General features: G+C 37.6%; 17 protein-coding genes. 13 read left to right on the top strand and 4 right to left on the bottom strand.

Annotation, left to right across the window (positions count from 1 at the left end; translation table 11 throughout):
• Positions 1-277 precede the first annotated feature (277 nt).
• The 3 genes from E2K98_RS05525 to arsC are packed head-to-tail and all read left to right on the top strand — an operon-like array spanning position 278 to position 1731.
• Positions 278-625: an ArsR/SmtB family transcription factor gene (locus E2K98_RS05525; protein WP_133333276.1), complete on the top strand. Its 348-nt coding sequence runs from the start codon at positions 278-280 to the stop codon at positions 623-625.
• Positions 626-656: 31 nt separating this feature from the next.
• Positions 657-1298, top strand: coding sequence for an aquaporin (locus E2K98_RS05520; RefSeq protein WP_133333275.1), 642 nt, complete (start codon positions 657-659; stop codon positions 1296-1298).
• A 13-nt stretch (positions 1299-1311) separates the two neighbouring features.
• Entirely contained in the window at positions 1312-1731 is a 420-nt protein-coding gene (gene arsC / locus E2K98_RS05515; RefSeq protein ID WP_133333274.1) for an arsenate reductase (thioredoxin), read from the top strand.
• Between the two features lie 405 nt (positions 1732-2136).
• On the opposite strand, the gene E2K98_RS05510 is transcribed toward arsC, so the two are convergent.
• Positions 2137-3756, bottom strand: coding sequence for a HAMP domain-containing sensor histidine kinase (locus E2K98_RS05510; protein WP_133333273.1), 1620 nt, complete (start codon positions 3754-3756; stop codon positions 2137-2139).
• Positions 3746-4462: a response regulator transcription factor gene (locus E2K98_RS05505; protein WP_133333272.1), complete on the bottom strand. Its 717-nt coding sequence runs from the start codon at positions 4460-4462 to the stop codon at positions 3746-3748. Before E2K98_RS05505 ends, E2K98_RS05510 begins: the two co-directional genes overlap by 11 nt.
• Positions 4463-4643: 181 nt before the next feature.
• Between E2K98_RS05505 and E2K98_RS05500 the strand changes: the two genes are divergently transcribed.
• From E2K98_RS05500 to E2K98_RS05460, 9 genes are all read left to right on the top strand, one after another.
• Positions 4644-5306 carry a phosphatase PAP2 family protein gene (locus tag E2K98_RS05500; RefSeq protein WP_165976181.1) on the top strand — a complete coding sequence of 221 codons (663 nt, stop codon included), beginning with the start codon at positions 4644-4646 and terminating at the stop codon, positions 5304-5306.
• A gap of 69 nt (positions 5307-5375) precedes the next feature.
• Positions 5376-6551, top strand: a complete 1176-nt coding sequence (locus tag E2K98_RS05495) for an MGDG synthase family glycosyltransferase (RefSeq protein ID WP_133333270.1) — start codon at positions 5376-5378, stop codon at positions 6549-6551.
• A gap of 20 nt (positions 6552-6571) precedes the next feature.
• A complete protein-coding gene (locus E2K98_RS05490) occupies positions 6572-7237 on the top strand; it encodes a TVP38/TMEM64 family protein (RefSeq protein WP_133333269.1) in 666 nt (221 codons plus the stop codon).
• A 24-nt stretch (positions 7238-7261) separates the two neighbouring features.
• Positions 7262-7951, top strand: coding sequence for a polysaccharide deacetylase family protein (locus E2K98_RS05485; RefSeq protein WP_133333268.1), 690 nt, complete (start codon positions 7262-7264; stop codon positions 7949-7951).
• A 199-nt stretch (positions 7952-8150) separates the two neighbouring features.
• Positions 8151-8621 carry a hypothetical protein gene (locus tag E2K98_RS05480; RefSeq protein WP_133333267.1) on the top strand — a complete coding sequence of 157 codons (471 nt, stop codon included), beginning with the start codon at positions 8151-8153 and terminating at the stop codon, positions 8619-8621.
• A gap of 419 nt (positions 8622-9040) precedes the next feature.
• Complete coding sequence (locus E2K98_RS05475; RefSeq protein WP_133333266.1) at positions 9041-9913, top strand: YitT family protein; 873 nt, start codon at positions 9041-9043, stop codon at positions 9911-9913.
• Positions 9914-10096: 183 nt separating this feature from the next.
• Positions 10097-11485: an aminotransferase-like domain-containing protein gene (locus tag E2K98_RS05470; RefSeq protein WP_133333265.1), complete on the top strand. Its 1389-nt coding sequence runs from the start codon at positions 10097-10099 to the stop codon at positions 11483-11485.
• Between the two features lie 102 nt (positions 11486-11587).
• Positions 11588-12694 carry a flavin monoamine oxidase family protein gene (locus E2K98_RS05465; protein ID WP_133333264.1) on the top strand — a complete coding sequence of 369 codons (1107 nt, stop codon included), beginning with the start codon at positions 11588-11590 and terminating at the stop codon, positions 12692-12694.
• A 519-nt stretch (positions 12695-13213) separates the two neighbouring features.
• A complete protein-coding gene (locus tag E2K98_RS05460) occupies positions 13214-13774 on the top strand; it encodes a hypothetical protein (RefSeq protein WP_133333263.1) in 561 nt (186 codons plus the stop codon).
• A gap of 73 nt (positions 13775-13847) precedes the next feature.
• Here E2K98_RS05460 and E2K98_RS05455 read toward each other — a convergent pair whose 3' ends face one another.
• Positions 13848-15053 (bottom strand): hypothetical protein, encoded by a 1206-nt coding sequence (locus E2K98_RS05455; RefSeq protein ID WP_133333262.1) that lies wholly within the window; start codon positions 15051-15053, stop codon positions 13848-13850.
• Between the two features lie 465 nt (positions 15054-15518).
• On the opposite strand from E2K98_RS05455, the gene E2K98_RS05450 reads away from it, so the two are divergent.
• Complete coding sequence (locus E2K98_RS05450) at positions 15519-16505, top strand: quinone oxidoreductase family protein (protein ID WP_208025321.1); 987 nt, start codon at positions 15519-15521, stop codon at positions 16503-16505.
• A 455-nt stretch (positions 16506-16960) separates the two neighbouring features.
• Here E2K98_RS05450 and E2K98_RS05445 read toward each other — a convergent pair whose 3' ends face one another.
• On the bottom strand, positions 16961-17629 hold the full coding sequence (locus E2K98_RS05445) for a DUF2642 domain-containing protein (protein WP_165976180.1): 669 nt from the start codon (positions 17627-17629) through the stop codon (positions 16961-16963).
• Positions 17630-17641 lie beyond the last annotated feature (12 nt).

The following is a 17641-nucleotide window of genomic DNA, read 5'->3' as shown; positions in this document are numbered from 1 at the left end:
ATTGGAAAAGCAGACAGGATAAAAGGTTCTAACCTAGAAATACCTCAAAAGTAAACCCTAGTGTGCGATAAAATACTTATTTTGGACAAAGTCTAATCCAAAATACTTGTTCAATTTCATTTATCGTAGATGATGGGGGCTGTGTTCAGAAGGATTGCTGCGGCGATCTTTTTTTATTTACAATAACTTTACAATAATCTACTTGAACCGAGAAAATAAGTGATTTAATATATAAGCAGTTAGTTATATGTTTATATGTGAAAAATGAGGTGCAATAATGTTAAAATCCACCGTCGATATAGACCAAGCTGCTAATGTTTTTAAACTTTTAGGTGATAAAACGCGATTAACCATTGTTGGCATTTTAAAACAACGTGAATGTTGCGTTTGTGAACTGCTCGAAATCTTTGACACGAGTCAGCCGTCCATTAGCCAACATCTTCGCAAATTAAAAGATGCAGGACTCCTTAAAGAAGAAAGAAGAGGTCAATGGGTTTATTATTCCTTGAATCATCAAAGTGGTTTTTATGAACTGATTGATGAAATTTTAAAGCATGTGCCGGAACAAGCTGAAAAAATTAAACAAATTGAAAAAAGCAACCCTACGATTCGTTGTGGTTGCTAAGCAATTACATCATCAAGGAGATTAGTACAGCATGAAAAAAAAGTTAATCAGCGAATTTTTAGGTACCTATTTTTTGGTTTTTGCTGGAACGGGTGCCGTTGTAATCGACGACATTACGAAGAGCTTAACCCATGTCGGTGTAGCCCTAACATTTGGACTTGTTGTCATGGCATTAATTTTTGCTTTTGGGCACCTTTCTGGTGCTCACTTTAATCCAGCGGTTACGATTGCATTTTTAATTCATGGGGATATAAATAAGCGGGAAGCAATTAATTATATCATCATTCAAATCATTGCAGGGATCGCTGCAAGCGCAACGTTGTTAGGTTTATTTGGTAATGTCGCAACACTCGGCACCACATTACCAAGAGGTTCATGGGAACAATCATTTATTTTGGAATTGATCCTTACATTTTTCTTGATGATGGTTATATTCGGTTCAGCTGTTCATGGTAAAGCTGTCAAATCCTTTGCAGGAATTGCGATAGGTGCAACAGTCGGGTTAGAGGCCATGTTTGCAGGACCGATTTGTGGTGCATCCATGAACCCTGCTAGATCCATTGGTCCTGCACTTGTATCAGGAACAACACAGCATTTATGGGTGTATATTGTCGCAACCATTTTAGGTGCTAGTATCGCGGCAGGTATTTATAAACAACTACACGAAAAATAAAGGAGAATACATCATGACTAAAAAAACAATCTATTTTCTTTGTACTGGGAACTCTTGCCGCAGTCAAATGGCAGAAGGTTGGGCTAAAAAACTTTTAGGTGATGAATGGGAAGTTAAAAGTGCTGGACTCGAAGCACACGGATTGAATCCTAATGCCGTAAGAGCAATGAATGAATCTGGGATCGATATTTCTAAACAAACATCCGATGTAATCGACCCGAAAATTCTAAATCATGCTGATTTAGTTGTGACATTGTGTGGACATGCAGCAGATCACTGTCCTGTAACTCCTCCGCACGTTAAACGAGTACACTGGGGATTCGATGATCCTGCAAAAGCAGAGGGAACAGAAGAAGAAAAATGGGCATTCTTCCAACGTGTCCGTGATGAAATAAGAGGCCGTATTAAACGTTTTGCTGAAACGGGAGAATAATAATAATCATTAACCCAAATATGAAAACAGAAGGAGGAAATGAACATGAAAATCACTAACGAAGCTCGTGATGAATTTAAAAGAATGTTCGAAGAAGAGAATACCAAGTGCATTCGTATCTTTTTTGACGGCTTTGGCTGAGGACAGCCAAGGATTGGACTGGCTCTGGATGAGCCAGAAGCAGATGATATAATCGTTATGATAAATGATATAAAAGTAGCAATCGACCCTATCATAGAACCGAATACAGAAAACCTAATTCTTGATCGAAGCGGAAATGGAAGAGGGATTTCGATGATCGGTAATACGGGAAGATGCTGTTAAAAAAGACCTTTTCAGGTCTTTTTTCATTTTTCCAATTGCTAATCAGGTTAACCTCTGATGAGCCAATTGATTATATCGTTTTTAGTATTTCGGATCCATACTATAATCCTCATTTATCGGTAAACGTATCAATAGGTGAATGACTTGATTTTTATAATCAACATGTATGGTTCCGTGATGTAATTCAATTATGCTTTTGGTTATGGCTAACCCTAATCCCGCCCCGGATTTATTGGATGACCGAGAAGCATCCACTCGATAAAAACGATCAAATAATCTCGTTACCTCTTCTTCAGAGAGGGATTCACATGGATTTGAAACAGAAATTTGCACAAATTTTTTGTTTTTAACCATGTAAACATGAATGTTTCCAGGGGGTGTACTATATTTAATAGCATTCGTAAGCACGTTTTCCAAGGCACGAACCATTTGATTCGGGTCGACCTCCATCAGGATGGGTTCTTTCGGAAGTTCGTTCATAAACACCACATGATGATCTTTCGCGATTGGATCCAGTTCATCCATTAGCTGCCGCAGCATTTGATTTAGGCTGACTTTTTCCTTTTTGAGTTGTACACCCTCATAATTTAAGCGGGTAAAATCGAATAAATCCTCTACTAATTTTTTTAATTGCTCCGATTTTCCGTATGCAATATCTACGTATTCGTCTAGTTGAGTTTGATTCTTGTATTGATGATCTTTCACTAGTCTTAAATAGCCCATTACAGAAGTTAACGGGGTGCGTAAATCATGGGAGACATTGGTGATCAGTTCATCCTTTAATTTTTCCGTTTGCCTTTGCCTTTCAATCATTTCGTTCAATTCCGAAGCCATGTAATTGATATTGGTTGCAAGAGACCCTAATTCATCAGTGCTTTTCTCGCGAATCCGATAGTGTAAATTTCCTTTTGCTATTTCCATTAAACCTAATGCAATCTCCTCAATTTCTTTCATTTTCCGTTTGGTTATTAAATAGAAACAGAGAATAAACGTAATAAGTCCAATAAGATAGGGTGTAACTCCTGGTTCTTCCACGTATAAAGTTTTTGATTTAGGGACGCCACTGACCATTAAATAGTTTTTACCCCCATTTAGGGTGATGGGGTAGATTCTTGTAACTGTTGGATGTTCCTCATGCTCTTTTTCAACAAAAGCCTTTTGGGCCTTCTCCATAATATCTTGAAGATCTACCTGCGTATTCTCCATGCCTCCCGATTGATAAAGGACATTCCCATCTAAATTGGTAATCGCTGTAGTGAGATTATTTTTTTGTTTTGGTATGCGTATTAAATAGAGAATCAATTCGTTCTTGGTTAAATGATAGGCAGAATTCTTGCCATTCGGAACGGATAACCATACCTCATTTCCTTTTGAGGAGGGGAGAGGGCGGTTAAGAAACTTATTTTTAAATACAGGATCTTCGTCTCCCAATTCATTAACAAGCCCGTTTGTATCATCATTCATTTGCTTAAATTGTCTGACCATATTTCGAGCACTTTCATCAATCGTTACAATTCCTTCTGTAAAATCAAGCCTTCGATCTTTATTCACAAAGAAGGGGCTTGAAGCAAAACCGACAATGAGTGAAACAAGAATACAAAATGCAAACGCGATGATCACTTGAATTCGTATGCTTGACTTCACTGGGTAAATCAGTTTATCCCAGTAGCTTCCTTTTAGAAGAGGTTTCTTATTGTTCAATTTTATAGCCTACTCCCCAAACCGTTTTTATATAGCGAGGTGTTCGTGGGTTATTCTCAAGTTTCTCACGCAAATTACGAATATGAACCATTACCGTGTTTTCTGATTCATAAAATGGTTCATTCCATACCTGTTCATAGATTTTTTCCGTACTAAACACAACACCGACATTCCGCGCCAAAAGTTCTAAAATCGCAAATTCCCTTGGTGTTAACTTTACTTCTCTACCTTCGACTGTAACCTCGTGTGTCGAAATGTTAATGGTAAGCTCATCGATGGTAATCACATCCATCTGACCAGTTGGATTGATCTGACGATTTTCATCCGTTTGATTTAAACGAAGGTAACGGCGAAGCTGCGATTTGATTCTTGCCACTAATTCCAAAGGCTGAAACGGTTTTGTGACATAATCATCTGCACCGGTTGTTAACCCCATGATCTTATCCATGTCCTGCGATTTTGCAGATAACATAATAATAGGAACATTTCGTCTTTCTCTAATTTTCATACAGGCTTGAATTCCATCTAAACGAGGCATCATGATGTCTAAAACCACCAAATGAACCGTTTCCTTTTCAAGGTATTCTAAACCCTCAATCCCATCGGCTGCTTTTAATACGTTATATCCCTCATTCGTAAGATAAATCCCGATTAAATCTCTTATTTCTTTTTCATCATCAATAATTAGAATGGTTTCTTGTGACATATAAACCTCTCCTTTCTAATGCCTAAATTTTACACTAATCCTCTTAAGAAAAAACAATAGAATTTCTGAAGATTTTCTGAAATTCTTCATTAACTTTTAAGAAAATCTTAAGAAAGAACGGCATTTTTCCTTAAGAAGTTTTTTGTACGATATATACATGCAGACGAGGAGGTATTCGGAAATGCATGAAAAATGGAAAACAGTTGGTATGCTTTGTTTTTTGCTCAGTATACCAGCGATGATGTTGGTTTATCCATCCTTGAATACACCCGCTCGCGGTGTTCATTCGCTTGTAACGAATTTAGACCAAGCCATTCCTGTTGTGAAATGGTTTGTACTTCCTTATGTTGCCTGGGTTGGTTATATAACGATGACGTTGATTTACTTTTGTTTCAAGGATCGTACACTAGCATTTAAAACGGTTCTTGTTTTTGACCTTGGATTATTGGTTTGTTTTCTTATTTATTATTTTTATCAAACGGTGGGGCCTGTACGCCCTGTGATCAGTGGTCATGATGTTCTATCGCGAATATTGCAGTATGTGTATCAAATTGATCAACCATACAATAGCTTTCCAAGCATTCATGTCATGAGCAGTTATTTAATGATGCGGGCCATTCGGAATTGCTCGTGGAAAAACAAGTGGATTCAATGGGTCATGGGGGGGTTCTCTATCTCGATTATCCTTGCCACCTTGTTTATTAAACAGCATTTGATTATAGATGTTGCAGCAGCCATATTCTTGGTTGAGGTTTTATTTAAAATGGTAGAACTCGGTTTTAGCTGGTTATTCGTACCAAAACAAAAAGTAAAAGCTGTTGCAAAGAAGTCTTTTTCAGTATAGCCAGGATGACTTAAGATGACCCGCTAACGGGGCATTTGAAATAGATACATTTTAAAGGAGTGGAGATCCATGAAGGCAATCAATAAAGAAAAAATTTTAATTCTTACTGGGAATTATGGAGATGGCCATATTCAAGTTGCTCAGGCTTTAAATGAAGCGATACAGATTCGATTTCCATCCTTAGAACCTGTGGTATTTGATTTTATGGAATGGGTTCATCCTTATTCCAATCAGGTCAGTCGTTATCTTTATCTTCAAGGAGTGAAAAAATTCCCGCAGGTGTATGGATACTTTTATCAAAAAACACGGAGAATGAACACTTTTTCTAAAGTGATGAAGACAATTTTCTCAACAGGAATTGGACGAATGGTTAAATTGATCGAGGAGGTGCAGCCAGCTGTTGTTGTCAGTACGTTTCCTTTGGCAGCTGCTGTGATGTCCAAGGTGAAATCCTATGGGTTAACAAATATCCCTACTGTCACAACCATTACGGATCATACCGATCATAGTTGCTGGATTTATCCTCATACTGATCAATATATAGTCGGTTCAAAGGTAGTTCGCGATTCTTTGATTCAATTAGGCGTAGAAAAGAATCGAATCGCCGATATCGGGATTCCAATTCGCCAGCAATTTTCTCAATCCTTTAAGCGGGAAGAAATTCTTAAGAAACATGGTCTAGATCCGCTATTGCCAACCGTTTTAGTGATGGGGGGCGGTTGTGGCTTGATTGGCGAAGGAAGTTCCACGTTTCAGGAGTTTGATGCATTGCCACAGCCAATTCAATTAATCATTGTTTGTGGACATAATGAAAAACTCCGTATGGAATTAAAGGAGAAGCTAAAGGATTCCAAACACCGCATCCATCTCACTGGTTATATCGATTACGTTCACGAGTTAATGGCGATCTCCGATGTAATGATTACCAAACCGGGCGGAGTCACTACTTTTGAAGCGATTGCCATGGAATTGCCGATGCTTCTTCATAAACCGATTCCTGGACAAGAACAGGATAACGCTAAATTTTTAGTTTGTTCAGGGGTGGCGATTCAAGCTGAAACGGAAAGTGATCTAACGGATCAATTATCCACATTACTGAGCAATGCCGAACTTCTTCAACAAATGAGAGAGAATTCGAAACAATTCCATCCAAAAGAATCAGCGTTTGCATCCGTTGAAATTATTATGGATACAAAAGAGACATATAATCGTTTGCAAACCCTTATGTATTCTTTCGGTTTATAAGCAAATAGGAAGGTGGGAAAATGGAAAATAGTATGTTTTTGTCGCTAAAGTTAAAAAAACCAACAGCCCGCACTCTTTCCATAGGAAGTTTGATGATTTTCTTATTGCTTACGGGAATTTATTTATACTTTGTTCATACGGGAGCGGCAAAAGGATGGCTTGAATCCATTCGTCAGCTTGGTGTTTTCGGGATTGTGTTTGGGATTATGATTCAAAGTGTGGTGAATGTCATTCCGGCACCAGGCGAATTTGTTTCTCTTTTTCTAATTGAAATCTATGGTCCTGTTGCCGGTGGATTCTATTCTTTCATTGGCGGAGTCATAGGGGCCGTCCTTGCGTATCATTTGTCAGATTGGATTGCTCGTCCAATCATTGAACCAATGGCTAAGCCATATCTGGAAAAAATCGATCGCTGGCTAAAAAAGCAGGGAGATATTGGTCTTTTGATCATCCGTTTTGTCCCATTGGTTCCCTACCATTTTATCAACTATGCGGCCGGGATATTGCGCGTAAACAAAATGGCGTTTATTTGGACAACCGCCTTAGGGATCCTGCCTTATACCATCACGATTAGCAGCATATTTGCAGGATTTCGTTATGGAAAATTCCTACCGTTTATCATTGGCGGCGGACTCTTTATTTTGTCTTCTATTTTAAGCATCGTCTTCCGGAGAAAAATGGATTAAATCTTTGAAAGGGGAAGGTCAGATATGGTTATGATGATTTTAGTTTTATTATTGGTCCTTGTATTCTACTGGCTAGTTCCTTATTTTCTTACTGCCGGTTTAGGGATCGGGGTTTTAAAACGAAAGGATTCTTCTACAAAAATTGCTTTTACTTTTGATGACGGTCCCAATCGGATTTTCACCCCGCAACTTTTGGACCTGTTAAAAGCAAATAATATAAAAGCTACATTTTTTGTTGTTGGTTCTAAGGCGGAAAAATACCCGGAGTTAATCGAAAGAATGCATAAAGAGGGACATTTAATCGGAATCCATAATTACGTGCACAAATCGAACTGGGTCATGAGCCCATGGAAGATTCGACAGGATCTCGAGAAGAGTGCTTTGATTATTGAAAAAATCACCGGTGAACGTCCTATCTATTATCGTCCGCCATGGGGGTTAATGAACTTATTTGATTTTTTCCTTATGAAAAACTATAAGATCATTCACTGGTCGGTCATGGCGGAAGATTGGAAAAGTAGAGGCGGCAGTGAAAAGGTGAAAAACATTCTGTTACAGAAGATAAAACATGGTGATGTCATTCTTCTGCATGATTGCGGGGAAACTCTTGGGGCGGATGCACATGCTCCAATGAACACCATCCTTGCATTAAAAGATGTCCTGAAAGAACTTTCTAGACGAGGAATGGCTTGTGTCAGAATCGATGAATTGTAGAACTAACGGGTGCGAGAGTTAAAGATGAAGATCGCTGCGGTGGTCTTATTTTTCTTGTTCTACTAAAGGGGAAGGATGGTTCAAGAAGAAAGAACACCCGAGTGCACATAACTTCTATCGGGAATGCACTAAAAAATATCTTTTTGGCAACCCTATTCTAAAAAAACACGGGGTGATTGCTATTAAGAAAGTAACGTTAATGGTAGTTTCGGTATTTTTCCTTATTGTTGGAAATGCATCTGCTTCTAACATCAAAAAGTTAGAAAAACCTAAAATTATGTCAGTCGGAAAAGAAATAGAAGTGAAGGACCAAGCTACAAAGATGTTTATATATGACACAATGCAGGTATGGATACATCATAGCTTAGTGGATTATTATCATAATAAATATCATGCAGACTCCATAAGTTGGGGGGAGCCCAAACTAGAAGGAATACGGATTTGGATAAGGCAGCTTGGACCAAGTGGGAACGACGGAATATACACCCATCTTATAAAAATCTCTTTACAACGGGATGAATTGATTATTAATGAAAAGAAAAAAATAAAAACAGAAGATACATTTACTTATGCAGTTAATGCAGACTTATTATCACTTTGTCGTGATTCTGGTAAGTCTGAAAAGGAATTGAAATTAATCAATTCTTATCATAAAGTGCGACCTCAATAGCTGGTTGCACTTTTATTTATTAGGCCCTGTTATGATTCATTGTTGATTACCATATAGGTATGAGAATTCATAGGCGGAAAAATTCCGGCTAATGTATATAAGAAGCTTAACAGTTTAGTTAAATAAGGATGAATTATTAATCAAAAAAGGTTGAAACCATTTTGTGAGAAGTTTCGTAATATAGGAAGTTAATTATAAGGAGGAGTGTTAAAAATAATGAAAAGATTAATTAGCATTGTTATTACTCGTTCCGTTTTATTTGGTTTAAGTTATGGCATCACTTATTACACCCACGCAAAACCCTACGAGTATGGAACAACACAATCAGCGTGAAACTAAGGCTAAATCTGACTGCAAAAATTCAAGCCATTGGGTTTATGGTATGCTTAAATAACAAAATATAGGAAGAGAGGAATTATATGAGTTTAATACAAAAGCAAAAGACTAATAAACTAAGAATGATTTTACGAGGATTATTAGTCATTATTGGGGGATTTATAGCTGCATATGGGCTAGAAACAGTATTAATCCCTAACAACGTATCAGATGGAGGAGTTACCGGTTTAAGTATTGTTGGTTCTGAACTATTCGAGTTACCATTAGGAGCCCTGATTGCGATCATAAATATTCCATTTATCTGGTTAGGGTATAAACAAATCGGAAAGACTTTTGCCTTTTTTTCGATCATCGGAATTATTTCACTATCTATAGGTACAATTTTATTTCACCATACGCCGGCTATTATACAAGGGGATACATTGTTAATCACCGTTGTTGGGGGTATTATCCTTGGTTTTGGAATGGGATTAGCCTTGCGTAATGGCGGTGCATTAGATGGAATCGATATGCTTGCCGTATTACTATCCCGAAAATTACCATTTGGAACAAGCGATTTTATTCTTTTCTTAAACGTATTTGTGTTTATGGTCGTTTCAACCGTATTCGGTCTACAAGGAGCAATTCTTTCGGCAATTGCTTACTATATTGCTTCTAAGGTGATTCACATTGTAGAAGAAGGCTTGAGCGGCTCAAAAACCTTTAAAATTATTACAACTCAACCAGGATTAATGGTGGAGACTATACGTGACCGCTTAGGACGAAGTGCAACGTTTAATGAGGTTTATGGTGGCTTTTCTCACGATAAGTTTATAGAAGTTACCTGTGTGATTAATCGTTTAGAAGAGACCAAATTAAAGGAAATTATTAGTGAAATTGACTCAAAATCTTTTGTCACAGTTTATGACGTAGCAGAAGTGAAGGGCGGTAATTTCAGAAAGAATAATATTCATTAAATAAGAATTTGTGAATCATTGCACGTGAAATTTTCTTGACGATAAGTACTTTTTGATCTAGAATCTCAATTTCCCCAGTAAAAAATAGAAGTTTTGCAAAGAAAGGCTACACTGTTATTCACTACATAGAATTTTATTTAAAAACGGTATAATCATGTAATTGTGTGAAAAAGGATGCGTATCATGCCCATTAATTCTTTTGAAAACTTCCCGATGAGCTGGAAGCCATCGATTGATAAAACTGAAAAGCCTATTTATCAAGCACTAGCAGGGCAATTGGAACAGGATATAGTAAACGGAGTTTTATTGCCTGGAACAAAACTTCCTCCACAGCGAGAACTGGCTGATTTTTTGGATTTAAATCTGAGTACCATTTCAAAGGCATTTAAAGTCTGTGAGTTAAAGGGATTGTTAAGTGCATCAGTTGGAAGTGGCACATTTGTATCATATGATGCGTTATCCAATGCGTATTTACTTGAAGATACAAAGCCCAAGCATTTAATTGAAATGGGCGCAACACTACCGGATAATGCATCTTACGAGCCACTGCTGCTCCAATTAAAGACTATGGTGCAAGAGACAGATTATGAAAAATGGTTTGGTTATGGTCGAGCAGGCGAAAGCCTATGGCAAAAGGATGCTGCTATAAAGCTAATCCGAAGAGGTGGGTTTGAAACAACTGTTGAACACATTTTATTTGCCAATGGGGGTCAAAATGCGATTGCAGCTACACTGGCAAGTCTTTGTAAGCCTGGAGATCGGATTGGTGTTGACCATCATACCTATCCTGGCTTAAAGACAGTTGCAGCAATGCTTAGTGTACAAATAGTACCGATAAAATCAGAAAACTATGAAATGAGTCCAACGTCCTTTGAAGATGCCTGTAAAAATGATAATATTAAAGGCATTTACTTAATCCCAGATTATCATAATCCGACAGCTTCCATTATGTCTGTTGAGAATCGAAAAAAGATTGCAGCGATAGCCAAAAAATATAATCAGTTCATTATTGAAGATGCATCGTACCATCTTCTGGGCAAGCAACCCCTTCCAGCAGTCGCATCATTTGCACCTGAACAGGTGATCTATATCGCAAGTTTATCTAAATCATTAGCCCCTGGGTTACGACTATCCTATGTAGCAGCGCCGAGTCAATTCAAGGAACCAATTTCAAAGGCACTTTATAATTTAAACATAACCGTTTCACCGTTATTAGCAGAACTTACAGCACGTACAATCGTATCGAATCAATTTGAAGTCTTAATTGAGGGGCATCGGGAACAAACAATGCGGAGAAACCAAGCCGTAAATCGCTATTTGGCAGACTATACGTGTCTAGGTGATGAAACAGGCATCTTTCGTTGGTTGCTGTTACCTGGCAAAATGACAGGTGCAGAATTTGAAACGTTAGCTGCAAAGCAAGGAGTACAAGTTTATGCGGCTGAGCGTTTTGTGGTTGGAAATAGTTCTCCAGAAAGGGCTGTAAGGATATCTGTCTGTGCACCGAAAACGCTTGGAGAGCTTGAGCAAGGATTAAAGATACTTAAAAATTTACTAAACGAGTTTTCTTAATATTCTTTGCCATACAATTTTAACATTGTATGGTTTTTTTGTGCATGTTATGATGATTCAAAATAGTAGACAACATATACACAGTCATAAGGAGAACAAAATATGAACAATCCTGTAATCATCGTTGGTGCGGGTTTAAGTGGACTACGTGCTGCATCATTACTTACTGAACAAGGCATTAAATGTAGAGTCCTAGAGGCTAGAGATCGAATTGGTGGTAGGATTTTGAGTTCGTCTGTTCCAGACAGTCCTGACCTAGGTAGATTTGACCTTGGCCCGACGTGGTTTTGGCCTCAGTATGAGAGTCATATTGCTAATCTTGTAAAAGAGCTTAATTTAGAAACTTTCGAACAATATAAGGATGGCGAAATACTAATAGAACGATTCCAAATCAAGCCACCAGAACGCTGTGTGCTGAAAGAAAATTCTGACGAAAAATGGGTCCGATTGACTGGAGGCGTGCAGTCTCTTATTGAGGCTCTAGCAGAGACATTTCCTTCAGAAATAGTTGAGCTAGAAACGCGAGTTAAAAAAATTCAACTGAATGAAGCTGGTGATATCACGGTTGAAGCAGAGCTTTCTGATGGAAAGAGAAAAAAATTTCCTGCAGATGCTGTTATTCTGGCATTGCCACCTCGTCTTGTGGGGCAACATATTGAATTTTCGCCTTCCCTTCCTCCCAATCTTATTACTGACATTGTACAAAAACCTACGTGGATGGCGGGACAGGCAAAGGTAGTTGCAGTCTATGACCGTCCCTTCTGGAGAGAATTAGGACTTTCTGGATATGTATTGAGTGCCGTTGGTCCTTTAGAAGAAATATATGATGCCTCTCCAATTAAAGGCTCTGGTGCATTATTTGGTTTCTTCGGAATGCCTCCAGAAGCACGTAAAAAAATGGGTCAAGATAAAGTTTTAAAATTGGTTGGTGACCAGTTAGTTAAGCTCTTTGGAAGTGAAGCTAAAAACGCAAAGGCTATTTTTTATAAAGATTGGTCTAGCGATTCTGAAACGACTGTTGAGGAAGACTACAGTCCTCTTAAGAATTACCAAAGCTATGGTCAACCACCAGTAGAAGGTGTATGGGAAAAGAAAATTATTTTTGCTGGTACAGAGACGAATTCACAATGTAGTGGACATCTTGAAGGTGCACTTCAGTCAGCTGAACAGGCAGTTTTTAAAGTCACTAATTTAAATAGCAAGTCTTAATGACACGATTAATGGGTAACTTATGTTAAAGCCAACAGACAATGAACAACTAAAAAAGTGAAAAATTCTTATGATCACAGCATCATTCAATTTCTTATAAATTTATTAATAGGCTGTGTTAAAGGACATGTTGATTTGAAAAACGTTGATTGGAGCGGAAGGTGCGAGACTCCTGCGGGAGCAGCGGGACAGGTGAGACCCCACAGGCGCTTAAGCGCCGAGGAGGCTCACCGCCCGCCCCGCGGAAAGCGAGCATCCTGGAGCGGAAATCAACAACCAAGTTTACCAGAGCTATTAAATAAACAGGCAGCAACGCCCTTTCTTATACTTACTACAAATTTCTCCACTACACTATTGTGAAATATTATACTTAAAGGAACGGTTGTATTACTTAAATATCAGGCTGCCATTTTGGTGGCTTTTTTTATTCGAACAATAGGGATATTGGAAGAAAAATGCTTGAAACTTATATTCATTTAAAACGTCTATAAGGTTAAATAAGTAAAAAGGGGTGGAGTTATGTCAAAAAATAATGACAAAGTAAAATCCTTTTTTATTTGTTTAATGTTGATAATGTCAGGGTTCTTAATTGCTGCTTGCTCTCAAAAAGAAGAGGAAGATCAGCATAAGACAGCAATAAAAAATGTTATTGAACACCTTTTCACGGGTCCAGATGAGAAGTTTATTGAGCTAATGTGGAATCCTAAATATAGGACTGTTGTGAATAATAAAGAAGAGAACCCGGAGTTAGATAAGTATATAGCAGAGGTATACGGACCATACATGACAGATTATTATCTCAATCCTTTCCTATCTACAATTGGTTCTCAATATGCAACTTTTGCTCACGATAATGGATATAAGTTAAGTCTCAAGCATATTACGATTAATCAGAGTGAGAATCATTCAAATCGTTATACCTTCATAGCAAAAGTTGGTTATCAGAAAAATGACGATGAAGAAAAAACTGCAAATGTAGAAGGGGAGGTCATCTTCTCTTCAAAAGAAGAAGGAAAAATCGAGGGATTTCAAAGCATAAATGACAATGGCTTGGCGGATAATTTAAGAACGAGCAATTGAACAATTAAACAGCAAAAACATAAAGAACCTAATTAATAAAAAAAGGAACCGCGATTTGCGGTTCCTAAGATTTTTATTTATTTACCTTGTTAATGATACTAAGCGAATGACTAAGTGCAGATTTGCTCTTGCTGGCATCCGGGTTTGATGAACGAACCGATGCTAATACAACGTCAATTGTTCCATCAATTTTAGTCCATGTTGTGCCATCTATTTTTCTAAGCTTAGCTTCTGATGTATCCCATTGATGTTCCAAATTGTCTGCACTCTTTTTCGCAGAAGTAAAGTTATCTTTGTTTACATCATTTTGAATATCGCTTTCAATTTTAATAAAATCTGTTAATTGTCCAGCTAATGTCGTTTGTGAAGCAGTGGATTGTGATGCTAGGTCATTGCTACGCCATACATAGCCGCCTACACCAACAACTAAGAAAATACATAGTGCTACAATGGTTTGTACCAAAACATTTTTCTTACTTCCAAATGTTTGCTTTGTTTCGGTGGTTTCACTTTTAGCCGTTATATCAATTTTTGAAACAGCAAGAAAAATGATAATCGCAAAAATAGCGATAAGAAAAATGACACTTGTAACGGTTGTCCCCAAGCCTAATCCGCCATTAACTTTCGGTTGTGAAAGATAGTCTCCTAAGGATGCCCCAAGTGGGCGAGTAAGAATATACGCAATCCAAAAAGCTAATACCCCATCAAGTTTCAAAAACTTCCAAGCTAAAAATACACAAGCAATGATAATAATGACTGTTATTCCTGTGTTTAGATATCCAAAACCGAGTTGTTCGGAATATAAGTCGCCAACTGCTGTTCCAAGTGCAAATGTGAAAAGAATGGTAAGCCAATAGAAAACTTCTCTTTTTTTTGTAAAAATCGAGTGGATCGAAAGTGTTTTTTCACTAAGATACCAAAAAAGAAAAGTTAATCCTAGTAGCACCGAGAAAACGGCAGTACTAAGCTCAAGTGGGACTCCCATTCCGTCTGTCAAATTATCCGTTACCAACGTACCAAATACGCTAATTAGAACAACCGTTAACCAATAAATGCTAGCAACATATTTCGTTGTTCTGAATTGAAGATATAATACAATGAAAAACGCTATTCCCAATATTATGGTAGTATTAGCTAAACCCAATCCAAGGTTGAAATTGAGGAAATCAGCGAATGTTTCACCGACTGTTGTGCATAAAACTTTGATGATCCAGAAGAAAATCGTAACTTCTGGTACCTTGCTAAGTAATATTTTCAATTTATTTTGATCTGTTTGCATATACAATTTCCTTTCTCTAAAGTGGTTTCCCGCAATTTATTTGCATTTAAGATGTTGCTTGTCTCTACTATATTAGAAAAAGGGAGGCTATTTATTAAAATCGGATTAATATTATCTGAAGTGTCAATTAAGTGTAGAAGGCATTTTCTTAATGTACATATGAATCAGAAGTGTTGGAGAAAGGAAAATAATCATACAAACAGAGATGGAAAGAACGAGAAGGATATAGTGGAAGTTCTAGTGCGCTTTTCATGTTAAGTTAATATGAAATACATTGTTATGTTTCAAAGCATACTAATAGGAAAGCTTTGTTTAAGGTGGTAATGGAGTAGCTGAGGCATATAAAGTGGTAAAACTAACCCATATTTCGAAGAGACAGATTTGGGAACAAAAAAGATTAAGGGGGAATAGTACTTGCATTTAATAATGGACTAATATTTAATAAAAATGGTTTGCAAAAGTTCAATGAAAAGAGGTTACAAAAATTTGAAAGCACTCGTTTTTAATACATATGGCGGTCCGGAAGTACTGGAATATCATGAAATAATGGATCCTATCATCGGCCCGGATCAAATACTTGTAAGAATGAAAGCAATTGGTCTAAACTTTGCCGACATTTATAGGAGGAAAGGAAATTATCATCTTGCTGGGAAGCCTCCATATATTTTAGGTTATGAAGGTGCAGGAATTGTAGAAAAGGTAGGAGCAGAAGTGCAAGGCATAAGCTTAGGAGACCGGATTGCATTTGCAGATGTTCCGTTTGCCAATGCAGAGCTAGTAGCTGTTCCATATGAAAAATTGATACCTCTGCCGGAATTAGTTTCATTTGAGCAGGCTGCATCTATACTACTTCAAGGGCTAACTGCACATTATCTTACAAGTGACAGTTATGCTGTAAAAAATAACGATGTTATCTTAGTACACGCAGCAGCCGGAGGTGTCGGGCAGCTACTGGTTCAAATTGTAAAGCTTCTTGGTGGTAGGGTAATCGGTTTAACATCTTCCCTGGAAAAAGTAGAAGTAATAAAAAAAGCTGGTGCGGATTTCGTTGCTCTGTATAAGGATGACTGGAAACAGAAAGTACTGGAGGTAACGAACGGCAAAGGGGTGGATATTGTTTATGAGTCGGTAGGTTCTACACTCATGGACAGCTTTGCTGTAACTCGCATCGGGGGTACAGTTGTATTTTATGGTATGTCAGGTGGAGATCCTGTTCCAGTTGATCCTCGTATGCTGATGGATGCATCAAAAACCCTGACTGGGGGAGACCTTTGGAATGTTCTCACTTCTATGGAAGAACGAATTACTCGATCAAACGAGCTATTCAGATGGATAGAAGAAGGAAAATTAAAAGTATCAGAACCTACAACATTTGCGTTGAAAGAAGGACAAGAGGCGCACCGATATCTAGAAAGCCGGAAAAGTACGGGTAAGATTTTATTAATTCCATAAGGAGTTAGCTTGTGGTGGACAATTATTAGTTGAGACAAGCGATATGCAGGCACCTAAAATCTTGGAATTCTTCAGTAAAAACGGGCTAGTTTGACATGCCCTGCAGAATTGGATGCTATAATCGTAATTGGACCCAAACCTACCTAATTAGAAAGAAATACTCTAATTGGATGATTCTTGAGGTTAAGAATATATGTGTCTTTACATTATTCTTAACAATTAGAACAAAAAATACCTCAATTACATATGCTAATAATAGGTGATACACCAAAAAAAGACCGTGACTGATTCTCCCGGTCTAAATAATAAGTCTAGAAGTGTATGATTAATCCATCCTCGTCGCTAAACAATGGGTGGATTTTTCTTTTGATGTTTTTTTGATATTTCCCATTTAAACACCTACCAATTTAGTTAGATTTAAATAAAGGATGTTGTTCCCGTTTCAATAGTCCGATTTAATGAGATACCTGAATGGTTTTTATATGCTCTAAATTCCAGACCACTGTTTCACCTTCATCTGTTAACAAGGTTGCTTGATTATCCTGTACCTTTTCGAGCAAGCCTACTTTTTCGGGGTGGTCACCATTATCCAGAATAACTAGTCGATTTTCTAACTTTTTCAACTGGACATCAAAACTTCTAGCAAAGGGGCTTGATATGGGGATAAGGAGTTGATTTTTTTTGTCCAGCTTATAGGGAGTTGTACCTGGCGGATAAGGAATGAGCCATTTTAAATGGTTCATCGAGATGAACATTGTTTTATAGGCTGGTGAGTGAAAAACAACGTAGTCATTCATGATGCTGGTTATATAGCCATTTATGGTTTTGTCCCCTGAAACATATGCCTTAACGTATAATCCTTTAGCGTTCTTCAATATTTGGCGATAGGAAATTACCTCTGTATCAATGGGTTTTTCTAAATGAGGTTCGCAAGAGAGATCTTCCTCGATAAAATTGATTTCTTTTACTCTTTGTATTTGAACGTATGGAATGTAGAGAAAGGTGTGGGTACATTCATGATACAAAACAAGGATGTCTAATCCGGAATCAATTAAGATTCCTCTGTGAAAAATTCCTCCTGTTATCTCCACCTCAACATTTTTTTCAATGAAATCTAAAAGCATGTTAATTCACCT

It is taken from the genome of Bacillus salipaludis (assembly GCF_004358205.1).
This window is presented reverse-complemented; position numbering and strand designations above follow the sequence as displayed.